Source organism: Pseudomonas sp. AC211, from assembly GCF_979258055.1.
This window is the reverse complement of record NZ_OZ409830.1, coordinates 314,042-339,117: the sequence shown is the minus strand read 5'-3', so window position 1 is coordinate 339,117 and position 25,076 is coordinate 314,042. Positions and strand designations below refer to the sequence as shown.

At 59.1% G+C, this 25,076-nt stretch carries 15 protein-coding genes, 1 tRNA gene and 6 pseudogenes; 19 read left to right on the top strand and 3 right to left on the bottom strand.

The annotated features are described in order from the left end of the window. Nucleotides 1-136: 136 nt before the first annotated feature. The 3 genes and pseudogenes from ACZZZP_RS01685 to ACZZZP_RS01675 all read right to left on the bottom strand — a co-directional run. Nucleotides 137-598 (bottom strand): annotated as a pseudogene (locus tag ACZZZP_RS01685) (methyl-accepting chemotaxis protein); the annotation flags it as partial. Between the two features lie 105 nt (nt 599-703). Further along, nucleotides 704-1,408, bottom strand: a pseudogene (locus ACZZZP_RS01680) (PAS domain-containing protein); the annotation flags it as partial. A gap of 451 nt (nt 1,409-1,859) precedes the next feature. Then, nucleotides 1,860-2,729 (bottom strand): helix-turn-helix transcriptional regulator, encoded by an 870-nt coding sequence (locus ACZZZP_RS01675; RefSeq protein ID WP_463381594.1) that lies wholly within the window; start codon nt 2,727-2,729, stop codon nt 1,860-1,862. Nucleotides 2,730-3,087: 358 nt separating this feature from the next. Between ACZZZP_RS01675 and ACZZZP_RS01670 the strand changes: the two genes are divergently transcribed. The 19 genes and pseudogenes from ACZZZP_RS01670 (at nt 3,088) to ACZZZP_RS01580 (ending at nt 25,038) form a co-directional block, all read left to right on the top strand. After that, complete coding sequence (locus ACZZZP_RS01670) at nt 3,088-3,861, top strand: ABC transporter ATP-binding protein (protein WP_122493474.1); 774 nt, start codon at nt 3,088-3,090, stop codon at nt 3,859-3,861. 17 nt (nt 3,862-3,878) lie between these two features. Next, entirely contained in the window at nt 3,879-4,631 is a 753-nt protein-coding gene (locus tag ACZZZP_RS01665) for an ABC transporter substrate-binding protein (RefSeq protein ID WP_463536209.1), read from the top strand. Between the two features lie 174 nt (nt 4,632-4,805). Then, a pseudogene (locus tag ACZZZP_RS01660) lies at nt 4,806-5,499 on the top strand (ABC transporter permease). Then, complete coding sequence (locus ACZZZP_RS01655; RefSeq protein WP_463384625.1) at nt 5,499-6,188, top strand: ABC transporter permease; 690 nt, start codon at nt 5,499-5,501, stop codon at nt 6,186-6,188. Before ACZZZP_RS01660 ends, ACZZZP_RS01655 begins: the two are co-directional and overlap by 1 nt. A gap of 62 nt (nt 6,189-6,250) precedes the next feature. After that, nucleotides 6,251-7,465: a methyltransferase gene (locus tag ACZZZP_RS01650; RefSeq protein ID WP_463384624.1), complete on the top strand. Its 1,215-nt coding sequence runs from the start codon at nt 6,251-6,253 to the stop codon at nt 7,463-7,465. Nucleotides 7,466-7,761: 296 nt separating this feature from the next. After that, nucleotides 7,762-7,837, top strand: a tRNA-Thr gene (locus ACZZZP_RS01645). A gap of 151 nt (nt 7,838-7,988) precedes the next feature. Then, the gene (gene trhP / locus ACZZZP_RS01640) at nt 7,989-9,314 is read left to right on the top strand and encodes a prephenate-dependent tRNA uridine(34) hydroxylase TrhP (RefSeq protein WP_463384623.1); all 1,326 of its coding nucleotides are present in this window, start codon (nt 7,989-7,991) and stop codon (nt 9,312-9,314) included. 332 nt (nt 9,315-9,646) lie between these two features. After that, entirely contained in the window at nt 9,647-10,897 is a 1,251-nt protein-coding gene (locus ACZZZP_RS01635) for a hypothetical protein (protein WP_463384622.1), read from the top strand. 127 nt (nt 10,898-11,024) lie between these two features. Further along, nucleotides 11,025-12,093: pseudogene (gene rfbB, locus ACZZZP_RS01630) on the top strand (dTDP-glucose 4,6-dehydratase). Nucleotides 12,094-12,115: 22 nt separating this feature from the next. After that, complete coding sequence (gene rfbA, locus ACZZZP_RS01625) at nt 12,116-12,988, top strand: glucose-1-phosphate thymidylyltransferase RfbA (protein ID WP_463384620.1); 873 nt, start codon at nt 12,116-12,118, stop codon at nt 12,986-12,988. Continuing rightward, on the top strand, nt 12,985-13,530 hold the full coding sequence (rfbC, locus tag ACZZZP_RS01620; protein ID WP_122493482.1) for a dTDP-4-dehydrorhamnose 3,5-epimerase: 546 nt from the start codon (nt 12,985-12,987) through the stop codon (nt 13,528-13,530). Before rfbA ends, rfbC begins: the two co-directional genes overlap by 4 nt. After that, the gene (rfbD, locus tag ACZZZP_RS01615; RefSeq protein ID WP_463384619.1) at nt 13,527-14,396 is read left to right on the top strand and encodes a dTDP-4-dehydrorhamnose reductase; all 870 of its coding nucleotides are present in this window, start codon (nt 13,527-13,529) and stop codon (nt 14,394-14,396) included. The genes rfbC and rfbD overlap by 4 nt, the downstream gene beginning before the upstream one ends. Then, nucleotides 14,386-16,197 carry a sensor histidine kinase gene (locus tag ACZZZP_RS01610; RefSeq protein WP_463384618.1) on the top strand — a complete coding sequence of 604 codons (1,812 nt, stop codon included), beginning with the start codon at nt 14,386-14,388 and terminating at the stop codon, nt 16,195-16,197. Before rfbD ends, ACZZZP_RS01610 begins: the two co-directional genes overlap by 11 nt. After that, nucleotides 16,194-17,562, top strand: a pseudogene (gene dctD / locus ACZZZP_RS01605) (two-component system response regulator DctD). The gene ACZZZP_RS01610 and the pseudogene dctD overlap by 4 nt, the downstream one beginning before the upstream one ends. Before the next feature lie 412 nt (nt 17,563-17,974). Next, nucleotides 17,975-19,402: an arginine-ornithine antiporter gene (arcD, locus tag ACZZZP_RS01600; RefSeq protein ID WP_463384616.1), complete on the top strand. Its 1,428-nt coding sequence runs from the start codon at nt 17,975-17,977 to the stop codon at nt 19,400-19,402. A gap of 24 nt (nt 19,403-19,426) precedes the next feature. After that, nucleotides 19,427-20,678 (top strand): annotated as a pseudogene (arcA, locus tag ACZZZP_RS01595) (arginine deiminase). Nucleotides 20,679-20,750: 72 nt separating this feature from the next. Next, a complete protein-coding gene (locus tag ACZZZP_RS01590) occupies nt 20,751-21,761 on the top strand; it encodes an ornithine carbamoyltransferase (RefSeq protein ID WP_122493488.1) in 1,011 nt (336 codons plus the stop codon). Nucleotides 21,762-21,824: 63 nt separating this feature from the next. After that, the gene (arcC, locus tag ACZZZP_RS01585) at nt 21,825-22,754 is read left to right on the top strand and encodes a carbamate kinase (protein WP_463384615.1); all 930 of its coding nucleotides are present in this window, start codon (nt 21,825-21,827) and stop codon (nt 22,752-22,754) included. Nucleotides 22,755-23,133: 379 nt separating this feature from the next. Then, a complete protein-coding gene (locus ACZZZP_RS01580) occupies nt 23,134-25,038 on the top strand; it encodes a beta-ketoacyl synthase (RefSeq protein WP_463384614.1) in 1,905 nt (634 codons plus the stop codon). The last annotated feature ends 38 nt before the right edge of the window (nt 25,039-25,076 follow it).

Below are 25,076 nucleotides of genomic sequence, written 5' to 3'. Positions count from 1 at the left end.
AAGCCTTTTTTGCCTTGCCACACCTAGCTCGCTCGATCTGGAGATGTGTTGCGGCGGCAATTTTTTAGAAGCTAGATTGCCGTTTTCTCTGTGGGAGCGCCTTCAGCCGCGATGCTCTAAGCCGCGCCCCATTCCTCTAAGCAAACGCCCCCACCCGTTCCGCATTTTCCTGCGTAGCCGCAAACATACTCACGGCTTCCACTGCCCCACTGGCGCCATCGCGGATTTGTACGATTACGGCGCCGGCCTGGTCGGCGAGGGTGACGCCGTGGTTTGCCACTTCCTGGGTCAGGTTCATGCTGGTCACGGCTTCGCGGGTTTCTTTGAGAATCTGCCCGATCAGTTCGGCGATCTCGGCGGTGGAGCCGCTGGTGCGCCCGGCCAGTTGCCGCACTTCGTCGGCCACCACGGCAAAACCTCGGCCCTGATCGCCCGCCCGTGCTGCTTCAATAGCGGCGTTAAGCGCGAGCAGGTTGGTTTGGTCGGCGATGCCGCGAATGGTGTTAACGATGGCGGTGATCTGCTCGGAACGTGCGCCCAGCTGGGTGATGAGCTTGGCCGATGCGCCGATGTTTTCGGCGATCTGACGCATTTCCCGCGCGGTTTCTTGAATCACTTGCGTGCCGTGTTCGGCGGTTTTTTCTGTCTCGGTGGAGATGTGATAAGCACGCGAGGCGCTGCGGGCGTCGTTCTGTTGCTTTTCGACACGCTCGGTAATGTCGCTGGCGAACTTGACGATTTTGCACAGCTTGCCCTCGGCGTCGTACACCGGGTTGTAGGTCGCTTCCAACCACACCACCCGGCCATGTTTGGCCAATCGTTTGAACTGCCCACCGCGAATTTCGCCGCGATTCAGCCCGCGCCACAGGTCGGCATATTCCGCGCTGTTGACCAGCACCGCTTCGCAAAACATTTTGTGCGGCTTGCCGACAATCTCGCCGAGGCCATAGCCCATGGTGTGCACGAAGTTTTCGTTGGCCGTGAGAATGTTGCCGTGCAGATCGAATTCCACAATCGCCATGGCCCGGTCAATCGCCACCAGTTTGGCGCGGGCATCGCGCTCGCGAATGAGTTTCTCCGTGACGTCCATGGCGTACTTCACCACCTTCAGCACGCGGCCATTGGCATCCAGCACGGGGTTGTAGCTGGCTTCCAGCCACACGTTCTGGCCTTTGCTATCCAGACGTTGAAAGGTGCCGGAAACAAATTCACCTGCCCGCAACGCCGCCCAGAAATCACTGTATTGCTTGCTGCCGACATGGGCAGGCGTGCAGAACTCGCGATGCGCCTTGCCCACGACTTGTTCAGCGCGATAACCCATTACGTTAAGAAAGTTCTGATTGGCCCGAATGACCCGGCCGTCCAGATCAAATTCAATCACCGCCATCGAGCGCTCCAGCGCAGCCATCAGTCCTTTGAATCCCTCCACTTCAGCCGTCCTGGCTGTCAGCTCAAGCTTCAAATTCTTGGAAAACATCACATGACCTCATTCATGGAGTCGGACGGCGGCGTAGGGAAAGGATGGCCGGCTGACATCAGCACGACATTATCAAAATACTTGTACAAACCGAATGCCTTCGTACAAGTATTTTGGTTGGGGTAGACGAGCGGCATGAGCGCCTGTGGAGGGACGCTAGAGAAATGCGAGCCGACCTGTGCGAAAACATTACGCACGAAAAGTAGACAGATCGACCGCTCAACGTCGCCGGCTTAGGGTTTAGCCACACCGTTTCGTTGGAGGTTTGATCATGTGGTTGCTCAATGCTGTCCTAAACAACGCACACATTCTGCTGGCCGTTGCCGCCTTCTTTTGGCTGACGGCGCATCTGGCTTACGGCTCGGCCGAGTAAGTGGGCGCGTTAGTAAAGCCAAGGCTGCAAGGCATCGATATTGGCCACCACAATTTGCTGGGCGCTGGCTTTGCTTTGCACCTTGGTCGCGTCGAGTTGGTAGCGCTGCAGCACGTACTGCACCAGCGCGCCACGGCTGGCGACCCGAAGCTGGCCCTCGTGCATGCCGTAGTCGATTTCGATGATCGCTTTCTGCTCGGCGCTAAGGCGTGAGTCCGGCTCGATAATCACGTCGACCTGGGTCGCCCAGCCGGCGTCGGACTCAATGCCGTGTTCGGACTCATCCAGCACATCAGGCACGCCGCGCAGGCGGCTCAATACAAAATCGCGGTAGTCGCGGTTCTTCTCGCAATAGGCGCGCACGTGCCAGCGCATTCCGGTGTACACCAACGTGTGCGGCGCGATCAGGCGCGTCTCGGCGAGCGGATTGGCCAGCGACACGTATTCACACTCCAAACGCAGCCCTTCGCGGCAGGCGCGCAACAGCGGGCGTAGCACCTGTGGGCGCACCGAGCGGTCGGGCACGGTCAGCACTTCGGTATGGGCATAGGCCAATGCCAAGCCCTCGATGTGCGGCGCCCGCTCGTGGTTTTGGTTAAGCAGGTGCAAATAGGCGCTGGCGCTGTCGTCAATAAACAGTGGTTTGAACGTTGCGCTGGGCACGTAGCCCTTCAGGTGCTTGTCGTAGTCGAGGTTATTCGGCGCGTATTCGCTGAGGTAACTGTTGATATCTTTCGAGGCCTGCTGCCGGCTGATGCCAAAGCTTTGCATCAGATGCCCCGTGGTTAGCCGCCCCTCCCACCACGCCACGGTTTCGATCAGGCGATAACGCAGGGCCAGGTCCCAACGGACCTGCTCGATCGATTGCTTGCGTTTCATGGCAGCCTCACAGCGTTGAACGACGCTGCGTAATTAACATGGATATGTCTTAAATGACTACACATGTGGACGATCGTTGGGCTTCGCGCTGCTCAACTCAACCTACGAGCCTGGCGTAGGTTGGGTTGAGCGCAGCGAAGCCCAACGATCACCGCAACGCCTTTTCCCACACCGCATTACGAAATGCCGCCTCGTTTTGCATCCTCGCGCCAGCCACTTGCGCCGATGCGACACCATTTCGGCAGGCAGCCAAATAGCCACTTGGGCGGTCTTGGCTGCTCTTCCGACGCTATGCTAGGTTGCAGCCTCGCCAGGAAAGTCGCCGCATTCAGCGCACCCAAGAACAAGAGGACACCCCATGGCCGAGGCAACGCCCGCGCTCGAAATCCGTAATCTGCACAAACGCTACGGCGACCTCGAGGTGCTCAAGGGCATCTCGCTTACCGCCCGTGACGGCGACGTGATCTCGATCCTCGGCTCTTCCGGTTCTGGCAAATCCACTTTTCTGCGCTGCATCAACCTGCTGGAAAACCCACACAAGGGCGAAATCCTAGTGGCCGGCGAAGCGCTCAAGCTCAAAGCGGGCAAGCACGGCGAACTGGTCGCGGCGGACAACAAGCAGATCAACCGCCTGCGCAGCGAAATTGGCTTTGTGTTCCAGAACTTCAACCTGTGGCCGCACATGACGGTGCTCGACAACATCATCGAGGCGCCGCGTCGCGTACTGGGTTTGAGCAAAGCCGAAGCCACCGAAAGAGCCGAAGCGCTGCTGGCCAAAGTGGGCATCGGCGACAAACGCCACGTGTACCCGGCGCAATTGTCCGGCGGCCAACAGCAGCGCGCCGCCATCGCCCGCACCCTGGCCATGCAACCTAAAGTGATTCTGTTCGACGAGCCCACCTCGGCACTCGACCCGGAAATGGTCCAGGAAGTGCTTAACGTTATTCGCGCGCTCGCCGAGGAAGGCCGGACCATGCTGCTGGTCACCCACGAAATGAATTTCGCCCGCCAGGTGTCCAGTGAAGTGGTGTTTCTGCACCAGGGTCTGGTGGAGGAACAAGGATCGCCCGAGCAGGTGTTCAGCAATCCGAACTCGGCGCGCTGCAAGCAATTCATGTCCAGCAATCGCTAACACGGAGCAACAACCCCATGCAGAACTACAAAAAGATACTGCTGGCCGCGGCCGCTACCCTGGCGTTCGGCACTGGTGCCGTCGCCGCTGACAAACTGAAAATCGGCACCGAAGGCGCCTACCCACCGTTCAACCTGATCGACGCGAGCGGCCAGGTCGGCGGCTTCGACGTGGAGATCGCCCAGGCCTTGTGCGCAAAAATGAAGGCCGAGTGCGAAGTGGTCACCTCCGATTGGGACGGCATCATTCCCGCCCTGAACGCCAAGAAGTTCGACTTCCTCGCCGCCTCCATGTCGATCACCGAAGAGCGTAAAAACGCCGTCGATTTCACCGACGCGTACTACACCAACAAGCTGCAATTCATTGCCGCCAAAGACAAACCGTTCAAAACCGACAAAGCCAGCCTCAAAGGCAAAGTCATCGGCGCCCAGCGCGCGACCATCGCCGGCACCTGGCTGGAAGACAACATGGCTGACGTCGTCGACATCAAGCTCTACGACACCCAGGAAAACGCCTACCTCGACCTGGCATCCGGCCGTGTGGATGGCGTGCTCGCCGACAAATTCGTGAACTGGGAATGGCTGAAAAGCGAAACCGGCAAAGGCTTCGAATTCAAAGGCGACCCAGTCTTCGACAACGACAAAATCGCCATCGCCGTCCGCAAAAAAGACCCGCTGCGCGAGAAGTTGAATGCCGCGCTGAAGGAAATCATTGCGGACGGGACCTATAAGAAAATTAACGACAAGTACTTTCCCTTCAGCATTTATTGATCTGTTGCAGCCGCTCTCAGAGCGGCTTCTGCAATCCCGCAATTCAAGACTCTCTGGGCTAGAGCCAGGCAAGGCGAAATCGTGGCGAACAGCGCAGCGTACTTAGGTACGTGAGCATGTGAGTCGCGGTTTCAACGCCGCATGGCCGACGACCAGAGGATCGCAGGCGAACATATGATCTTTGATCTTCATGGATTTGGCCCCGCTCTCTTAGCCGGCACGTTGATGACCATAAAACTCGCGCTTAGCGCGCTATGTTTGGGTCTGGTGCTCGGCCTGCTGGGCGCGCTGGCCAAAATATCCCCGCACAAGCCATTGCAGTGGCTCGGCGGCACGTATTCAACCCTGGTGCGCGGCATTCCCGAGCTGCTGTGGGTGCTGCTGATTTATTTCGGCACGGTCAATCTGATGCGCAGCGTCGGCGAAGCCATTGGCATGGAAAGCCTGGAGCTGAGCGCGTTTGCCGCTGGCACCATCGCCTTGGGCTTGTGCTTCGGTTCGTACGCCACGGAAGTGTTCCGCGGCGCCATTTTTGGCAATCCCGCGCGGTCACAGTGAGGCCGGGCAGGCATTGGGCTTGTCCAAGGGCCGCACGTTCTGGCGGATTATCCTTCCGCAGATGTGGCGCATCGCCCTGCCGGGCCTGGGCAACCTCTTTATGATTTTGATGAAAGACACCGCGCTGGTGTCGGTCATCGGCCTGGAAGAGTTGATGCGCCGCTCGCAGATCGCGGTCACGTCCAGCAAAGAACCGTTCACCTTCTTTCTGGTGGCGGCATTCATCTACCTCGGCCTGACGGTGGTCGCCATGACCGCCCTGTATTTCATCGAAAGACGCGCCAGCCGCGGCTTCGTTCGGAGCGCGTGATGGACTGGAACGTAATCATCAAGTACCTGCCGCGCCTGTTCGACGGCGCCATCCTAACGCTGGAGCTGGTCGCCTTTGCCGTGATCGCCGGCCTGATCTTGGCGCTGCCCATGGGCATCGCTCGCGCTTCGCGGCATTGGTATGTGCGCGCCCTGCCCTACGGCTACATTTTCTTCTTTCGCGGTACGCCGCTGTTGGTGCAGTTGTTCCTCGTGTATTACGGCGCCGCGCAATTCGACGTTGTGCGCCAAGGCCCGTTGTGGCCGTATTTGCGCGATCCGTACTGGTGCGCGGTACTGACCATGACCCTGCACACCGCTGCCTACATCGCGGAAATTCTTCGCGGCGCCATCCAAGCCGTGCCGCCGGGCGAAGTCGAAGCCGCGCGCGCGCTGGGCATGTCGCGCGCGCAAGCCATGCTGCACATTATTCTTCCCCGCGCCGCGCGCATCGGCCTGCCGGCCTACAGCAACGAAGTGATCCTGATGCTCAAAGCCAGCGCCCTGGCCAGCACCATTACCCTGCTCGAACTCACCGGCATGGCGCGCACCATCATCGCCCGCACCTACTTGCCGGTAGAGATTTTCTTCGCCGCCGGCCTCTTCTACCTCGCCATCGCCTTCGTGCTGGTGAAAGGTTTCAAACTGCTTGAACACTGGCTGCGCGTCGACGCCACGCAAGGCCGTTAGAATAGGCGCCCGCCCATGCGCCGCCTCGGCCATGGGCAATCGCCACCCTCAAGCTGTTCGCCATGACCGACTCCGCCGTACTCACAGGCTCCGCCTTGCTGCAGCGCTTTCACGCGCTGGATGATTTTCTGCTGCGCTATCAACCGCTCTGGCGACCGCGACCGTTTACCCACCTGCAACTGCCGTGGGAGGCGGATCACCCCGAGCTTGCGGCCTGGTTGCGCGGCCGCTCACTGGCCGAGGCCGAGGCGGCGCACAATCACCCGCAGCAGCTGCAAGCGCCCGCACCGTTCGGTGAGTTGGCCGCGCAGTCCGCCGCATTGGCTAACGTCGGTGCATTGCCAACCGCGGACCGAGCCGCACCGTCGGCCCATTTCTCAGTCGACATTCCGGGCCGCAAATGGGAGCAGATTCAGGCCTTCGCCAGTTGCTTGAATTTTGCTGAACCACCCCAGCACTGGCTGGACTGGTGCGCCGGCAAAGGACACCTGGGCCATTTGCTGGCCCTCGAAGGCCAGCCGCTTACCTGCCTGGAACACGACGCGACGCTGGTAGAAGCGGGCATCCAACTGGCACGTCGCCGCGGGATAAACAGCCAGCACATCGAACAAGACGTGCTCGCCGAAACCGCCAACCAGCACGTTCACCCAGAGCAAACACCGGTTGCCCTGCATGCATGCGGCGACCTGCACGTGCGTCTGCTTCGCCTGGCGAGCAACGCCAGCTGCCGGCAACTGGCCGTCGCGCCATGCTGCTACAACCGCATCGCGGCCACGCACTACCAGGCGTTATCCACAGCGGGCCAGGCTTCGGCATTGCAACTATCCATCGACGACCTCGGCCTGCCGCTAAGCGAAACCGTCACCGCAGGTGCGCGCGTGCGACGCCAACGCGACACCTCCATGGCCCGCCGCCTGGCCTTCGACCTGTTGCAACGTGAACTGCGCGCAGTGGACGACTACCTGCCGACACCGTCGTTGCCAGTCGCCTGGCTACACAAAGACTTCGCCGACTACTGCCGCGACCTTGCCCAACTCAAAGCACTGCCCGCTCCCGCCCCGCGCGACTGGAAAGCCCTCGAACAGAAAGGCTGGGCGCGCCTGGCCGAGGTGCGCAATTTGGAACTGGTGCGCGGCCTGTTTCGACGACCGCTCGAAATCTGGCTATTGCTAGACCGCGCCCTGTTTTTGCAACAGCGCGGCTACGGCGTTCACCTCGGACAGTTCTGCGTAGGGCATGTCAGCCCACGCAACCTGATGCTTCTGGCAGAACGCTAAAAGTTGCCCACACAATCTGTGGATAACTTTGTTGATAGTTTCTGGGCAACCTCGGCAAAGCCCGGTGCTACTAGGGCTCGCAAAACGTGATTATTTTTTAATCAGACGTAAAACATCAACAAAACCAGTAAGTTAGCGGCGCTTGTCAAGTACTCACATTAAATGGGCTGGCTTGCGCTACGTCTCATCGCAATTGTGCATAAGCCCATGCCGACACGTTCAAATCCAAGCAAAAAATCACCGTAGATCAGGCCTTTACTCGCCGCTTCTAATGGATATAATGGCGGCCCTGAAATGCCGGTATAGCTCAGCTGGTAGAGCAACTGACTTGTAATCAGTAGGTCCCGGGTTCGATTCCTGGTGCCGGCACCATATAAAAGAAAGGCCTTCGAGAAATCGAAGGCCTTTTTTGTTTTCGGACCGGCGAACGTACCTTCCGGCTCACGCCCGTAGACGTATATCAATACCCGGTCCCTCCACCCTTTTTAGAATCGCGCGCCCTAACTCTGTCAGGCGATTCTCTATGCACTCTTCCCATTCTCCTGAATTGCTGTGCCCTGCCGGTACGTTAAAGGCCATGCGCTACGCCTTCGCCTATGGCGCCGACGCCGTTTACGCCGGTCAGCCCCGTTACAGCTTGCGGGTTCGCAATAACGAGTTCGATCACGCCAACCTGGCACTCGGTATTGCCGAGGCCCACGCCCAGGGCAAGCGCTTCTATGTGGTGGTGAACATTGCTCCGCATAACGCCAAATTACGCACCTTTCTCAAAGACCTGGCGCCCGTGGTGGCGATGGGGCCGGATGCGCTGATCATGTCCGACCCCGGCCTGATAATGCTGGCGCGCGGTCACTTCCCGGAGATTCCGATTCATCTGTCCGTTCAGGCCAACGCGGTGAATTGGGCCAGCGTGAAGTTCTGGCAGCAGCAGGGGCTGAGCCGCGTGATTCTGTCGCGCGAGTTGTCGCTGGACGAGATCGAAGAAATCCGTCGTCAGGTACCGACCATGGCGCTGGAGGTGTTCGTGCACGGAGCGCTGTGCATGGCGTATTCGGGACGCTGTTTGCTGTCGGGCTATATCAATCATCGCGACCCAAATCAGGGCACCTGCACCAACGCGTGTCGTTGGAAGTACCAAGCGCATGAGGGCCAGGCGAATGAGCTGGGACAAACCGTGCGGACCTGCACACCCACCTTGGGCGAAGGTGCGAGTACCGACCGGCTGTTTTTACTCGAGGACGATAGCCGTCCCGGGGAGTTGATGGAGGCGTCTGAAGACGAGCACGGCACCTACATCATGAATTCCAAAGACCTGCGCGCCGTGCAGCATGTGCCGCGCCTTGTGCAAATGGGCGTGCACTCGCTGAAGATCGAGGGCCGCACCAAAAGCCACTTTTATGTGGCCCGCACCGCCCAGGTTTATCGCCGCGCAATCGACGACGCAGTGGCGGGCAAGCCGTTCGATGCGCAGCTGTTTACCGAACTGGAGTCGCTGGCAAACCGCGGTTACACCGAAGGCTTCCTGCGCCGCCATGTGCATGATGAATATCAGAATTATCAGAGCGGCAACTCGCGGGCCGAGCGCCAACAGTTCGTCGGCGAGCTCACCGGAGAATGGCGCGGGGAACTGGCTCAGGTGCGGGTCAAAAATCGCTTCGCCATTGGCGATCAATTGGAACTGATGACGCCGCGTGGCAACCAACACTTCACTCTGACAGCGCTGCAGACGCAGCTCGGCGAACAGGCGAGCGTCGCGCCGGGCGATGGTCATGTGATGTACCTTGCCGTGCCGCCGGCAACGGATGTGCACTTCGGTTTGCTTATGCGGGCGCTGACGCCGGATGCGTGACGATGCGCAGCTCGTCTGAGCGTGGCGGCCGGAACGGGGTCTTGGCCGCTTCATTGCAAGTGAGTGCTACCAGGTTGGCGGTCCCGGGCGCGTCAGCGAAACAGTCATCGAGTTCCGGTATTTTTTGGCAATAAACTTTATTGCCAAAGGCGTCTAAAACGAGCCGTTCAGCGGATACCTTACGGCTTTTGGCACGACAGTTTCGACAGTGCCCGACAGGCCAACTAGCGTTTTTCTTACCATCGCTGAATTTCATTGAAAGGGGGTAGCTCATGAAAACGACTGTTCGCTCTACAACCCTGCTGCTCCTGCTCAGCGCAGGCGCATGTACGATGCAAGCGACGCACGCGGCGACACTGATGCGCGCGGCTGATTTTATTGATTCGCAAGGCGTGAATTTGCACGTCAGTCAGGGGTCCTCGAATTACTCGAAACCGTCCATGGTTATCGCGGATATGAATTACCTGGGCATCAAAAATGCCCGCGACAGCTTGAATAGTTTCTGGGGCAATCCGCCCTACCAGTACTACACCGTGCTCGCCAAGGCGGGCATCAAGTGGAACTACATCAGCGCCGTGGGCAGCACCCGCTCGCCGCAAACCATCTCCACATTTCTAAGTAACGTGGCCAAGGTCGAAACGGCGGTGCCGGGTTCCACCCTGGCGGTTGAAGGTCCTAACGAGATCAACAACTTTCCGCTGACATGGGCGCCGGATGGCACCAAAGGTTTGCCGGCGGCGCTGTCTTATCAGGCCGAGCTGTACAAGCAGACCAAATCACATCCGCTGCTGCAAAACGTCAAAGTCTTTTATTTCACCGGCTTTAACGCGGGCGGCATTCCGAAGGGGCCGGACCCAGCCGTGACGCCCGGCCTTGCCGATTACAACAACCAGCATCCCTACCCGGGCCCTGCCAAGCCGCCAACCCGCTGGATGAAACGCAGCGTAGCGCTGGGCAATACACCCGGCGGCAAGGGGCCTGCGGTGTATACGGAAACGGGTTATCAGTCGCCGAAAACCAATTCGCAGCAGAGCGCTGCCTGGTTGCTGAACATTTTTGTCAGCGGTGCGTTCAACGATATCTACCGCACTTACGTGTATCAATTGATGGACGAAAACGACGGTTACGGCCTGTTTAGCAAGGCTGACAATGCGCCAACGTCCGCCGCCACCGCGCTGCATAACATGAACAGCATTCTGGCCGACCCGGCGCCCGATGCGGCCACGTTCGAGCCGTTGAAAATCTTGCAGTACTCGACGGTGGGCATTCCCAGCACCGGCAACAGCATGGCGATCATCAAGGCCAACACCGAAACCAACATTATTGTCTGGGCTGAGCCGGAAGGCGTGCCCGGCGCGCCAACGTTGGTTGGGGTAAACCTGGGTGAAGTGCAGACGACGGTGAACATTTATGACCCGATCATTGGCAAGGAGCCGATTCAAACCTTGCGCAACGTGAACTCGGTGCGAGTCAGCGTTACCGACCACCCGATCATCATCCAGGTGCCGGCGTCGAACGTAACCGCACGTGCGGCAGCGAAAGCCACCGCCACGGCCGCCGCGAAAAAAGCACAGGCCAAGTAGGAAGACGAAACGCCGCCGCCTCACCCGCGGCGGCGTTTTGCCGTCTGCGCTCCAGTGCCCGTCAGGCTTGCTTCTTGCGCAACGTGCCGACAAGCTAGGCGCCTGCGAACTCACTAGGCCTTCCGGCATGCGAATTCTGATTACGGGCGGCGCGGGCTTCATTGGCTCAGCGTTGATTCGCCATCTGCTGCACCACACTGAGCACCAGGTGCTCAATCTCGACAAGCTGACCTACGCCGGCAATCTCGAGTCCCTCGCCAGCATTGCCAGTCACTCGCGCTATCGTTTCGCGCAGCTCGACATCGCAGATCAACCCGGCGTACGCGCCCTGCTCGATGAGTTCCAGCCAGAAGCGGTCATGCACTTGGCGGCGGAGTCGCATGTCGACCGCTCCATTGACGGCCCATCGGCCTTTATTCAAACCAACATCGTCGGCACCTACGCCCTGCTCGAAGCCACTCGCAGCTACTGGCAAGGTCTGGCAGACGGTGCGAAACAGGCGTTTCGCTTCCACCATATTTCCACGGATGAAGTGTTCGGCGATCTGCATGGCGTCGACGACCTGTTCACAGAAACCACGCCTTACGCGCCCAGCTCGCCGTACTCCGCCAGCAAAGCGGCGTCGGACCACCTGGTACGCGCCTGGCAGCGCACCTACAACCTGCCTGTATTGGTCACCAACTGCTCCAACAACTACGGTCCGTATCATTTCCCAGAGAAGCTGATTCCGCTGGTAATCCTCAACGCGTTGGAAGGCAAACCACTGCCGGTTTACGGCAACGGAGCGCAGGTTCGAGACTGGCTGTTCGTTGAAGACCACGCCCGCGCACTGCTTAAAGTGGTGACGGAGGGAAAGGTTGGCGAGACGTACAATATTGGCGGCCACAACGAGCAAAAAAACATCGACGTGGTGCGCGCCATTTTGCGCCCTGCTCGAGGAGTTGGCGCCGGGAAAACCGAGCGGCGTGGAACGCTACGAACACTTGATTACGTTCGTAAAAGATCGCCCCGGGCATGACCTGCGCTACGCCATCGATGCCAGCAAGATCGAACGCGAACTGGGGTGGGTGCCGCAAGAAACATTTGCCACCGGACTGCGCAAAACCGTGCAGTGGTACTTGAATAACCTCGACTGGTGTCGCCATGTGCAAGACGGCAGCTATCAGCGCGAACGCCTCGGCGCCACATCGGAGTAGCAATCATGCGGAGCACTGCACAATGAAAGGAATCATCTTGGCCGGCGGTTCAGGCACGCGCTTGCACCCCATCACGCTCGGCGTCTCCAAGCAGTTGCTGCCAATTTATGACAAGCCGATGGTGTACTACCCGATCTCCGTGCTGATGTTGGCCGGCATCAAGGACATCCTGCTTATTTCCACGCCCCACGACTTACCGCAATTTGAAAAAATGCTCGGCGACGGCAGCCAGTTCGGCGTCAATTTCAGCTACGCCGCGCAACCCTCGCCCGACGGTTTGGCCCAGGCGTTTTTGATTGGCGAACAGTTCATTGGCGACGACTCGGTGTGTCTGATTCTGGGCGATAACATTTTCCATGGTCATCGATTCACCGAGCAGCTTCAGCGCGCCGCCAGCCACGCCAGCGGTGCAACGGTGTTTGGTTATTGGGTAAAAGACCCGGAGCGCTTCGGCGTCATCGAATTCGACGCTGACGGCACGGCGGTTTCCATTGAGGAAAAACCCGCCCAGCCCAAGTCCAGTTATGCCGTGACTGGCCTGTATTTTTACGACAACGACGTGATCGAAATTGCCAGAGCCGTGAAACCTTCGCACCGTGGCGAATTAGAAATTACCGACGTGAACAACGCGTACATGCAGCGCGGTGATCTTCGCGTCGAACGTTTCGGTCGCGGTTTTGCCTGGCTGGACACCGGCACCCACGACAGCCTGCTCGACGCATCGCAATACGTGCAAACCATCGAGCACCGGCAAGGCCTGAAGGTGGCGTGCCTTGAAGAGATTGCGTTCCAGAATGGCTGGATCGACCGCGACGGACTGCTGATGCAGGCCAAGGCATTCGGCAAAACCGGCTACGGTCAGTACCTCTATCGTTTGGCCGGAGAACAGGTGTGAAGGTTACCCCGACCGAACTGCCTGACGTGCTGATCATCGAGCCGAAAGTGTTCAGTGATGCGCGCGGTTTTTTCTACGAGAGTTTCAACGCCCTTGCGTTCAATGCAGCCACCGGCATCGACTGCCAATTCGTGCAAGACAACCACTCGCGCTCCCAACGCGGCGTGTTGCGCGGCCTGCATTATCAAATTGAGCAGGCGCAAGGAAAACTGGTTCGCGTGACCGCCGGCGAGGTGCTGGACATCGCCGTCGACATCCGCCGCAGTTCGCCAACCTTTGGTCGGTGGGTGGGCGTGCGCCTGTCGGCCGAAAACAAACGTCAGCTGTGGATTCCCACCGGCTACGCCCATGGCTTTCTGGTGGTCAGTGACTTCGCGGAATTCCTGTACAAAACCACCGATTACTACGCGCCGGCTTTTGAGCGCTGCATCCGCTGGAACGACCCGACGCTGGCCATCGACTGGGAATTGAGCGAGGCGCCACAGCTGTCCGGTAAAGACCAAGCAGGCACGCCGTTCCAGGACGCGGAACTGTTTCCATGAGGGTGCTCATCACCGGCCGTAACGGCCAGCTTGCCCAGGCGCTACTCAGCAGCCTGCAAGGTGTTGGCGAGCTCACGTGCCTGGGTCGCGCCGAGCTGGACCTGGCGGATGTGCACGCGGTGCGCGCTAACATTCGCGCCCTGCGGCCGGACCTGATCATCAATGCTGCGGCATACACCGCTGTTGACGCCGCCGAGACGGACGCCGCGCAAGCCTTTGCGATCAACGCCACCGCTCCCGGCGTGCTGGCAGAAGAAGCCAAGGCCTTGGGCGTGCCGTTGATTCACTATTCCACCGACTATGTGTTCGACGGCACCAAGGACGCGCCGTATGTGGAGGAAGACGCGCCCCATCCGCTCAGCATTTATGGCCAGAGCAAACTCGCCGGTGAGCAAGCGGTGGTCGCCGCTGGAGGCGACTTTCTGATTCTGCGCACCAGCTGGGTGTATTCACGATACGGCCGCAACTTTCTGCTGACCATGAAGCGCCTCTTGCAAGAGCGCGACGAGGTGCGCGTGGTCAGCGATCAGATCGGCGCGCCGACCTGGGCCGGCACCGTCGCCACCACGACGCGCGCCCTGATTGATCGCTGGCAACGCGGTACGCCTGGGCCGTGGGGCACGTACCACCTGACGGCGCTGGGTGAAACGTCGTGGTTCGGTTTTGCCAGCGCTATCGGCGAACAGCTTAAAAATGCGGGTAAGCCGTGCGCTCGCCTGGTGCCCATCGCCAGTAGCGAATACCCGACGCCAGCGCAGCGCCCGCTTAATTCCCGGCTGGCGTGTTCGAGGCTGCAATCGGCGTGGGATCTGCACCTGCCGCACTGGCAAACCGCGCTTGCCGATTGCTTGCACGATGCCGACTAATTCGCCCTTGCGGCGCCCGCGCTGGCGCAGTCTATTGCTGCTCGCCGCGCTGCTGGCGCCGCTGCTGTGGCCGCTGCAACAACTGGCCGAGCGTTACTACAGCAGCGAATTGGTTGAGCAGAATCGCCAGACCTTAGACCTCTATGTGGCGAACCTGCTGGGCAGCCTGCGGCGTTATGAAGTGCTGCCTCCGATTCTAGGTGACCTACCGGCGCTGCGCGGTGTGTTATCGCACCCGCAGAATCTGGACGCGCAAGTGCACGCCAATCAGTTGCTCGAAGAGGTGCGCGGACAGACCGGTGCCGACTCCATTTATTTGATGGACGCCGAAGGCACCACGCTGGCCGCGTCCAACTGGCGGCAAAGCGACAGTTTTGTCGGCCGTAACTTTGCGTTTCGTCCGTACTTTCGCGAAGCGGTCACCGGCCACCTTGGACGATTCTTCGGCCTGGGCACTACCTCCGGAAAACGCGGTTACTACTTCGCCGCGGCGGTAAAAGAAGGCGATAACGTGATTGGCGCGCTGGTGGTAAAGGTCGACCTAGACACCACCGAAACCCTCTGGGGCAACACGCCCGAGCAGTTGCTGGTCACCGACAGCAACGGCGTCGTGATTCTGACCTCTCGGGCCGATTGGCGCTTTCGCGCCAGCCGCGATCTATCCGAGCAGGAACGGCGTGAAATCGCAGCCAACAAGCCGTATCCGACCCTCGAACCGCAAGCGCTCAAACTCAACGGCAACGCCTGGATTATTCAAAGCCGCAGCTTGGAAGAAACCGGCTGGACGGTGAGCATTCTGGCGCCTGCCGAGCAGATTTCACGGCCGGTTCAAACCGCCGTGGCCGTGGGCGGCGCGACCCTGCTAGTGCTGATTCTGCTGCTGGGGCTGATGATGCAGCGCCGCCGTCATTATCTGGAGCGAATCGCCATCGACGCGCGGGCTCGTCGAGAGCTGGAGATCCGCGTGCTCGACCGCACGCGGGATCTGGAAACCTTGAACACGCGCTTGAAAAGCGAAGTGCTGGAGCGCGAACACGCGCAACAGGAACTGCTGCGCGCCCAAGATGAATTGGTGCAAGCGGGCAAGCTGTCGGCATTGGGCACTATGTCGGCGAGCATCAGCCACGAACTCAACCAGCCGCTGGCCGCTATCCGCAGTTACGCCGAGAACGCCTCGGTGTTACTCGACCACCAGCGCACCGATGATGCACGCGGCAATCTAAAACTGATCGGCGAGCTGACGGGGCGGATGTCCTCGATCATTGCCCACCTACGCGCATTCGCCCGACGCGACCGCCACGCCCCGGAAAGCGTTGCCTTACAACCGGCTTTAGACGATGCCTTGGCCCTGTTGGCCAAGCGCCGACGCGCCATGGATGTTGAGCTAATTCGCGACCTGCCCGATGCGACCCTGTGGGTGCAAGCTGGCGAAACCCGGTTGCGCCAGGTGCTCGGCAATGTGCTCGCCAATGCCTTGGATGCGCTGGTTGAGAAAGCGCCGCCACGCCGTATTTGGCTCAGTGCGGTGAGCGACGAACAGGGCGTGCACCTGAGCATTCGCGACAATGGCCCAGGGTTTTCCAACGACGCCCTCACGCATGCACGAGAACCTTTTTTCACCACCAAAACCAGTGCGCAAGGCTTGGGGTTGGGCTTGGCGATTTGCGAGACATTGATGCGCGCGCTAGATGGTGAGCTGCACCTGGCCAACCACCCACAAGGCGGCGCCGACATTGTGCTGCACCTGAAAACCGCCGCGCCCGGCGTAACCCAGCAACCCTCAGAGGATCCCACCGTATGATCGACAGCGCCTTCGATAGCCGTGCTCAGGTTCTGTTGATCGACGACGACCCACACCTGCGCCAAGCCCTCAGCCAAACGTTGGATCTGGCCGGCTTGAAGGTGTGCAGCCTGGCGAGCGCTAAAGGACTGGCCGGGAATATTTCGCGCGACTGGCCCGGGGTGGTGGTGAGCGATATTCGGATGCCAGGCGTTGATGGGCTCGAATTGCTCGCGCAGCTGCATGAACAGGACAGCGATTTGCCCGTGCTGCTGATCACCGGTCACGGCGACGTGCCGCTGGCGGTGCAAGCCATGCGCGCGGGCGCTTTACGACTTTCTGGAAAAACCGTTTGCCAGTGACGACTTGCTCGACAGCGTACGCCGCGCGCTGGCGGTGCGCCGCCTGGTGCTGGAAAATCGTAGCTTGCGGTTGGCATTGGCTGATCGCAGCGAATTGTCTGCGCGGTTGGTGGGCCAGTCGCCCAGCATCCAGCGCTTGCGCGAGCAAATCGGCGCCCTGGCAGCCATTCATGCCGACGTACTGATTCTTGGCGAAACCGGCACGGGTAAAGAAGTCGTTGCCCGCGCGCTGCACGATTTATCCCACCGGCGTAACGGGCCATTTGTCGCCATCAACGCCGGTGCCCTGGCGGAATCGGTGGTCGAAAGCGAGTTGTTTGGCCATGAACCGGGCGCCTTTACCGGCGCGCAAAAGCGGCGCATCGGCAAGTTTGAATTCGCTAACGGCGGCACGTTGTTTCTCGATGAAATCGAAAGCATGAGTTTGGACGTGCAGGTGAAATTGCTGCGCTTGCTGCAAGAGCGTGTCGTTGAGCGGCTGGGCGGAAACCAATTGATACCATTGGACATCCGCGTAATCGCCGCCAGCAAGGAAGACCTGCGCCAAAGCGCAGACCAAGGCCGTTTCCGCGCCGATCTTTATTACCGTTTGAACGTGGCGCCCTTGCGCATTCCGCCATTGCGCGAACGGGGCGAAGACGCGCTACTGCTCTTTCAACACTTCGCCGAAGCAGCCAGCTCACGGCACCAGTTGCCGGTTCGCGAGTTGCAACCCAGCCAACGCGCCACGCTGATGTGCCATACCTGGCCGGGCAATGTGCGTGAATTGCAGAACGCGGCTGAGCGCTTTGCCTTAGGCCTGGAGCTATCGCTGGAAAGCGCCACGCCAGCGCCTGCCGTGACCGCCAGCGGAGGCCTCAGCGAACAGGTGGAAGCATTCGAACGGGCGTTGATTAGTGCCGAACTGGCCCGGCCCCATAACTCGTTGCGCAGCCTGGCAGAAGCCCTCGGGCTTCCTCGCAAAACATTGCACGACAAGCTGCGTAAACACGGGTTGAGTGCCAGTCAGGACGACCTCGAGTAAACCCCAAACGTCTCCGTTTCAGCGCTCCCTTGGTCTGTGTAGTCAAGGGCTGGCCACCTGCTGCCTGCCTTTCTTGCGTTACAGGTACATGGCCGTTTTAGACCCGTTCGAAATCACTGCTGCGCCTGCTATTTCCTTCCTTCGCAGTGGCTGTTCGCCACCCTATATCACCCGCCACCCGTAGCCCTTGCGCATTTTCGATTCCCGTCTAGCGTTTGGTTCTGGCAGTGGTACTGACGTGCTTGTCGCCCACAAGTGGGCTACGTCTCGACACAACAAACTGTGGTAGTCCCCTCATCTCAGAAGTCAGGAATGCCAACATGGAAAGTTAGCTAGCTATTGATTTAGGTCAGCCCTCTACCCGCTCGACCGCGCGTAGATTCACGGTAACCCTTCTGAATGGATGATCGTCATGTCTGACTCAGCCCACAAACTTCGACTCGGCGCGCTGGTTGCCCTGGTCGTCGGTTCAATGATCGGCGGCGGGATCTTCTCCCTGCCGCAAAATATGGCCGCTAGCGCCGACGTCGGAGCCGTTTTGATCGGCTGGGCGATCACCGCGGTCGGCATGCTCACCCTGGCCTTCGTCTTCCAAACCCTCGCCAACCGAAAACCCAACCTGGACGGCGGCGTTTACGCCTACGCCAAAGCTGGTTTCGGCGACTACATGGGCTTTTCCTCAGCCTGGGGTTACTGGATCAGTGCCTGGCTCGGAAACGTTGGTTATTTCGTTTTGCTGTTCAGCACCCTGGGTTATTTCTTTCCCGTCTTCGGAGAAGGCAATACACCCGCTGCAATCATCGGTGCTTCCGCCCTACTCTGGGCAGTTCACTTTCTGGTTCTACGCGGCGTGAAAGAGGCGGCATTTATCAATCTGGTAACTACCGTCGCCAAGATCGTGCCCCTTGTTCTCTTCATTCTTATCGCCTTCTTCGCATTCAAGCTCGACATCTTCACCGCTGATATTTGGGGCTTGAAAAACCCAGACCTCGGCAGCGTGATGGATCAAGTACGCAACATGATGCTCGTCACCGTCTGGGTATTCATCGGCATTGAAGGCGCGAGCATTTTCTCAGCCCGCGCCGAGAAACGCTCAGATGTCGGCAAGGCGACCATCATCGGTTTTATCAGCGTGCTACTGATTCTGGTGCTGGTGAACGTTCTCTCCCTGGGCATCATGACCCAACCGGAATTGGCCAAACTGCAGAACCCTTCGATGGCTGCCGTGCTTGAGCACGTGGTCGGACATTGGGGCGCAGTGCTGATCAGCGTCGGCCTCATTATCTCCTTGCTCGGTGCGCTGCTCTCTTGGGTGCTTCTGTGTGCAGAGATTCTTTTCGCCGCAGCAAACGACCACACCATGCCGGCCTTTTTACGCAAAGAAAACGCTAACAAAGCGCCTATCAACGCGCTGTGGCTGACCAACGCCATGGTGCAGATATTCCTGATCATCACGCTGTTTTCGGCTAGCACCTACCTGTCGCTCATCTACCTCGCCACCTCAATGATTCTGGTGCCGTACCTGTGGTCAGCCGCGTATGCATTGCTGTTGGCCGTTCGTGGTGAAACCTACGAGCAAGCTGCCAAAGAGCGCCGCAAAGATTTCGCAATCGCCATCATCGCAGTGATCTACGCGGTATGGCTGGTGTACGCCGGTGGCACCAAATACCTCCTGCTTTCTGCACTTCTTTATGCCCCAGGAGCAATTCTGTTCGCCAAGGCCAAGCGTGAAGTAGGCCAACCCATTTTTACCCAGATCGAGAAATGCATTTTCGCTCTGGTGGTAATCGGCGCCCTTGTAGCGGCCTACGGGCTCTACGACGGCTTCCTGACTTTGTAATTACGAAAATCGAAGGAACCTGCCATGTCTCAAGTAAAACTCGGCGTTCATTCCGAAGCCGGCAAATTGCACAAAGTGATGGTTTGCTCACCCGGCCTGGCGCATCAACGCCTCACACCTACCAATTGCGATGAGCTGCTTTTCGATGACGTGCTCTGGGTAAGCCAGGCCAAGCGCGACCATTTCGACTTCGTCACCAAGATGCGCGAGCGCGGCGTCGAAGTAGTGGAAATGCACAATTTGCTCACCGAAACCGTCTCGATTCCCGAAGCTCGTAATTGGATCCTGGACCGCAAGGTCACTGCCAATCACGTTGGTTTGGGCCTGGTCAACGAACTGCGCTCCTGGCTGGAGAGCCTTGAGCCGCGCGCGCTGGCCCAGTACCTCATCGGCGGCGTCGCTGGCAGTGATCTTCCGGGTAGCTTCGGTGGTAAAGCCATCGAGATGTTCCGCGACTACCTAGGCAGCTCGAGCTTCATTCTGCCGCCACTGCCCAATACTCAGTTCACCCGCGACAACAGTTGCTGGATTTACGGCGGCGTCAGCCTGAACCCCATGTACTGGCCAGCTCGTCGCCAGGAAACACTGCTCGTGACGGCCATTTACAAATTCCACCCAGACTTTGCCAACGAAGACTTCAAGGTCTGGTACGGCGACCCTGACAAAGACCATGGCGCGGCCTCGCTGGAAGGCGGCGACGTGATGCCAATCGGGAATGGCGTCGTGCTGGTCGGCATGGGCGAGCGCACCACCCACCAGGCCGTAGCGCAGTTAGCGCAGTCGTTGTTCGCAAACAAAGCGGCCGAACGCGTCATCGTTGCAGGCTTGCCTAAATCCCGTGCTGCCATGCACCTGGACACGGTCTTTAGTTTCTGCGATCGCGACCTGGTAACCGTATTCGCCGAGGCGGTAGACGCCATCGTTCCGTTCAGCATCCGTCCCGATGAAAGCCGCTCCGATGGCCTGGATGCGCGACGAGAAGACAAACATTTCATCGAAGTTGTAGGCGAAGCGCTGAACCTTAAAAAACTGCGTGTGGTTCCTACTGGCGGTAACTCGTTCGAAGCCGAACGCGAACAGTGGGATGACGGCAACAACGTCGTCGCGCTCGAACCGGGCGTGGTGGTCGGCTATGACCAGAAATACCTACACCAATACGTTGCTGCGCAAAGCAGGCGTTGAAGTCATCACCATCAGTGCCGGTGAGCTTGGCCGCGGCCGCGGCGGTGGTCACTGCATGACCTGCCCAATCATTCGCGACCCTATCGATTACTAAGTGCCCTGATTGAAAAGGTGCTGCCAGCCGGGCAGCACCGATACCGAATCCAATTTAGTAGGAGTATGAAAAATGGCGTTTAACATGCACAACCGCAGCCTGCTCAGCTTGATGCACCACACTCAACGCGAGCTGCGCTTCCTGCTGGACTTGTCCCGCGACCTCAAACGCGCCAAGTACACCGGCACCGAGCAGCAACACCTGAAGCGTAAAAACATCGCGCTGATTTTCGAAAAAACCTCCACCCGCACCCGCTGCGCATTTGAAGTGGCCGCCTATGACCAGGGCGCCAACGTCACCTACATTGATCCGCAATCTTCGCAAATTGGCCACAAAGAAAGCATGAAAGACACTGCCCGCGTGCTGGGTCGCATGTTTGATGCCATTGAATACCGTGGTTATGGTCAGGAAATTGTCGAAGAGCTGGCGGCGTACGCCGGTGTCCCAGTGTTCAACGGCTTGACCGCCGAGTTTCACCCCACCCAAATGATCGCTGACGTTCTCACCATGCGTGAAAACAGCGACAAACCGCTGCACGACATCAGCTACGCGTACCTGGGCGACGCCCGCAACAACATGGGTAACTCGCTGCTGCTGATCGGCGCCAAGCTGGGCATGGATGTACGCATCGGCGCACCAAAAGCGCTGTGGCCAACCGATGAGCTGGTCGCGCAGTGCCAAGGCTTCGCCAAAGAGAGCGGCGCTCGCATTACCCTCACTGAAGACCCACAGGAAGCGGTTAAAGGCGTGGATTTCATTCACACCGACGTGTGGGTATCCATGGGTGAACCGCTGGAAGCTTGGGACGAGCGCATCAAGCAGTTGCTGCCTTACCAGGTAAACGCCGACCTGATGAAAGCTGCTGGCAATCCCCGCGTGAAGTTCATGCACTGCCTGCCGGCTTTCCACAACAGCGAAACCAAAGTGGGCAAGGACATCGCCAGCCGTTATCCGCATTTGGCCAATGGCGTTGAGGTCACTGAAGACGTCTTCGAGTCGCCCTACAACATTGCGTTCGAGCAAGCCGAAAACCGCATGCACACCATCAAAGCAATTCTCGTCGCGGCTATGGCCGACATCTGACCCTCAGCGGCGTGGCATCCGTTGCCACGCCGCCCCCCTTTTTATTCTTTCAGGAGAACGCTCATGCGCATTGTCGTCGCTTTGGGTGGGAACGCCCTATTGCGTCGTGGTGAACCCATGACTGCTGATAACCAACGTGAAAACGTCCGTATTGCTGTTGAACAAATTGCCAAAATCGCTCCGGGCAACCAACTCGTGATCGCCCACGGCAACGGCCCGCAAGTAGGGCTGTTGGCGCTGCAAGCGGCGGCGTACACCTCAGTGAATCCTTACCCGCTGGACGTGCTCGGCGCCGAAACCGAAGGCATGATCGGCTACATGATTGAACAGGAGCTGGGCAACCTGCTGCCGTTTGAAGTGCCGTTTGCCACGCTGCTTACTCAAGTGGAAGTTGATTCCAACGACCCCGCTTTCAGCAACCCGACCAAGCCAATCGGCCCGGTTTATTCGAAAGAAGATGCCGAACGCCTTGCCGCCGAAAAAGGCTGGAACATCGCGCCAGACGGCGATAAGTTCCGTCGCGTAGTGGCCAGCCCTCGTCCTAAGCAAATCTTTGAAATTCGCCCCGTTAAGTGGCTGTTGGACCACGGCACCATCGTGATCTGCGCTGGCGGCGGCGGTATTCCCACTCGTTACAACGCCGATGGCAAACTTGAAGGCGTGGAAGCGGTAATCGACAAAGATTTGTGCTCGGCACTGCTGGCTGAGCAACTGACTTCCGACCTGTTGGTAATTGCCACCGACGTCGACGCCACATACATCGACTGGGGCAAGCCCACCCAAAAAGCCATTGCTGAGGCGCACCCCGATGAGCTTGAACGCTTAGGTTTTGCCGCTGGTTCCATGGGGCCAAAAGTGCAGGCCGCTTGCGAGTTTGCGCGCAACACCGGCAAGGTCGCGGTGATTGGTTCGCTCGCCGACATCGAAGCCATCGTTCAAGGCAAAGCAGGTACTCGCGTTTCCACTGCAAGCACCGAAGTGATCTACCGCTAACAACGTGCTGGATGGGCCGCGCCTCGGGCAAGGCCCATCCGACCGTCACGAGCCTTACAACGACCGCCCTTAACAAACCCCGCAAAAATCCCTCCTACGCCCCTGCTTCAAACCTAGCCAAACGCCCCTGCAAATATCAGCGCTTCAGCCGTTTCGCTGCAATCAATCAGCCCTTCCTTACAGCCAGACGAGCAGCCTTGACGGCCAACAACCTTGCCGTTGACAGTGACTCATTAGTCACAGCTCGCGTCAGCATAGTCTCTCGATCAAGCGTGCCCACTTAACGGGGCCGTCATCATCATTTCAATTGATCGACAATCGGCAAGCCTTTTTCAGCCTAGCCGGCTTGCCCTGGTACTTTTTAAGGAGTTTGCGCTAGATGTCTCGACTTCCAGTCATCGTAGGGTTTGGTGGGTATAACGCCGCAGGCCGTAGCTCCTTCCACCACGGTTTTCGTCGCACCGTGCTGGAGTCGATGGACGCCGCCGCCCGGCTCGAAACCCTGGTCGGCCTGGCGGTGATGATGAAGTTGGTTAGCTATGTAAACGGCGCTTATCAGGACGCTGCTGGCAAAAGCTTGGCTGCAGCTGATATCGAAGCACGTTTCGGCCCGCAGATTTTGCAGTCCACGTTGGTTCGCCGGATCGAAAAGCAGCACCTGGACCCCGACGCCGTGCACTGGCAAAAAAACCTTGAGGTCGACACCAGCCCCACCCAGCCGCTGACCTTTATTGCCCAACGCAAACAATTGCCCGAACCGCTGCCCGCCAACTGGGCGGTGGAAACTCTCGAAGGCAACCAGGTGCAAGTCACGCTACACGGCAGCTGCGAATTCAAAGTCGACAGCTATCGGGCGCTGAGCGTGAAGTCCGCCGGCCAGTTGCCGACCGGTTTCGAGCCGAGCGAGCTGTACAACTCCCGCTTCCACCCGCGCGGCCTGCAGATGTCGGTTGTCGCCGCGACGGATGCCCTGCGCTCTACCGGCTTGGACTGGCAAACCATTGTCAGCCACGTTCAGCCCGATGAAGTCGCGGTGTTCTCCGGCAGCATCATGAGCCAGCTCGACGAAAACGGCTTTGGCGGCCTGATGCAGTCGCGCCTCAAGGGCCAGCGCGTGTCAGCCAAGCAGTTACCGCTGGGCTTCAACAGCATGCCGACTGACTTTATCAACGCGTACGTGCTGGGCAGCGTGGGCACGACGGGCAGCGTGACCGGCGCCTGCGCCACCTTCCTCTACAACCTGCAAAAAGCCATTGATGTAATTGCCGCCGGCCAGGTTCGCGTGGCCATCGTTGGCAACAGCGAAGCGCCGATTTTGTCGGAGTGCATTGAGGGTTATAGCGCCATGGGCGCCCTGGCTACCGAAGAAGGCTTACGCCTGATCGAAGGCCGTGACGACGTCAATTTCCGCCGCGCGAGCCGCCCGTTCGGCGAAAACTGCGGCTTTACCTTGGCCGAATCCGCGCAATACGTGGTGCTGATGGACGACGCCTTGGCGCTGGAGTTGGGCGCCGATATCCACGGTGCGGTTGCCGATGTGTTCATCAACGCCGACGGCTTCAAGAAATCCATTTCTGCACCCGGCCCGGGCAACTACCTCACCGTCGCCAAGGCTGTCGCCAGCGCGGTACAAATTGTCGGTTTGGAAAGCGTGCAAAAACGCAGCTTTATTCACGCCCACGGCTCCAGCACACCGGCCAACCGCGTGACTGAATCGGAATTGCTGGACCGCGTCGCCGCCGCCTTCGATATCAAGAGCTGGCCGGTCACGGCGGTGAAAGCCTTCGTCGGCCATTCCCTCGCCACGGCCAGCGGCGATCAATTGATCTCGGCGCTGGGCTCGTTCAAGTACGGCATTATTCCCGGCATCAAAACCATCGACGCCGTTGCCCCGGACGTGCACCAGCAGCACCTGGCGATCGCCACGCAGGACCGCGACGTGGGCGCTGAGCAGTTGGAGGTGTGCTTTATCAATTCCAAGGGCTTTGGCGGCAACAACGCCAGCGGCGTGATTCTCGCGCCCCATGTCGCCGAGCGCATGCTGAAAAAGCGCCATGGCGAAACGGCTTTTGCTGATTATGTGGCTCGTCGCGAGCAAACCCGCGCCAACGCCAAAGCCTACGACCAGCGTGCGCTGCATGGCCAACTCGACATCATCTACAACTTTGGCCAGGACATGATCGAAGACCAGGCCATCGAGATTACCGCCGAGCAGATGCGCATCCCCGGCTTTAGCCAGCCGTTGGTATTCAAGAAAGATGAGCGTTTCAAGGACATGCTTTAAGGGCAATCGCGGCTAAAGCCTCTCCCCATCAACCGCGT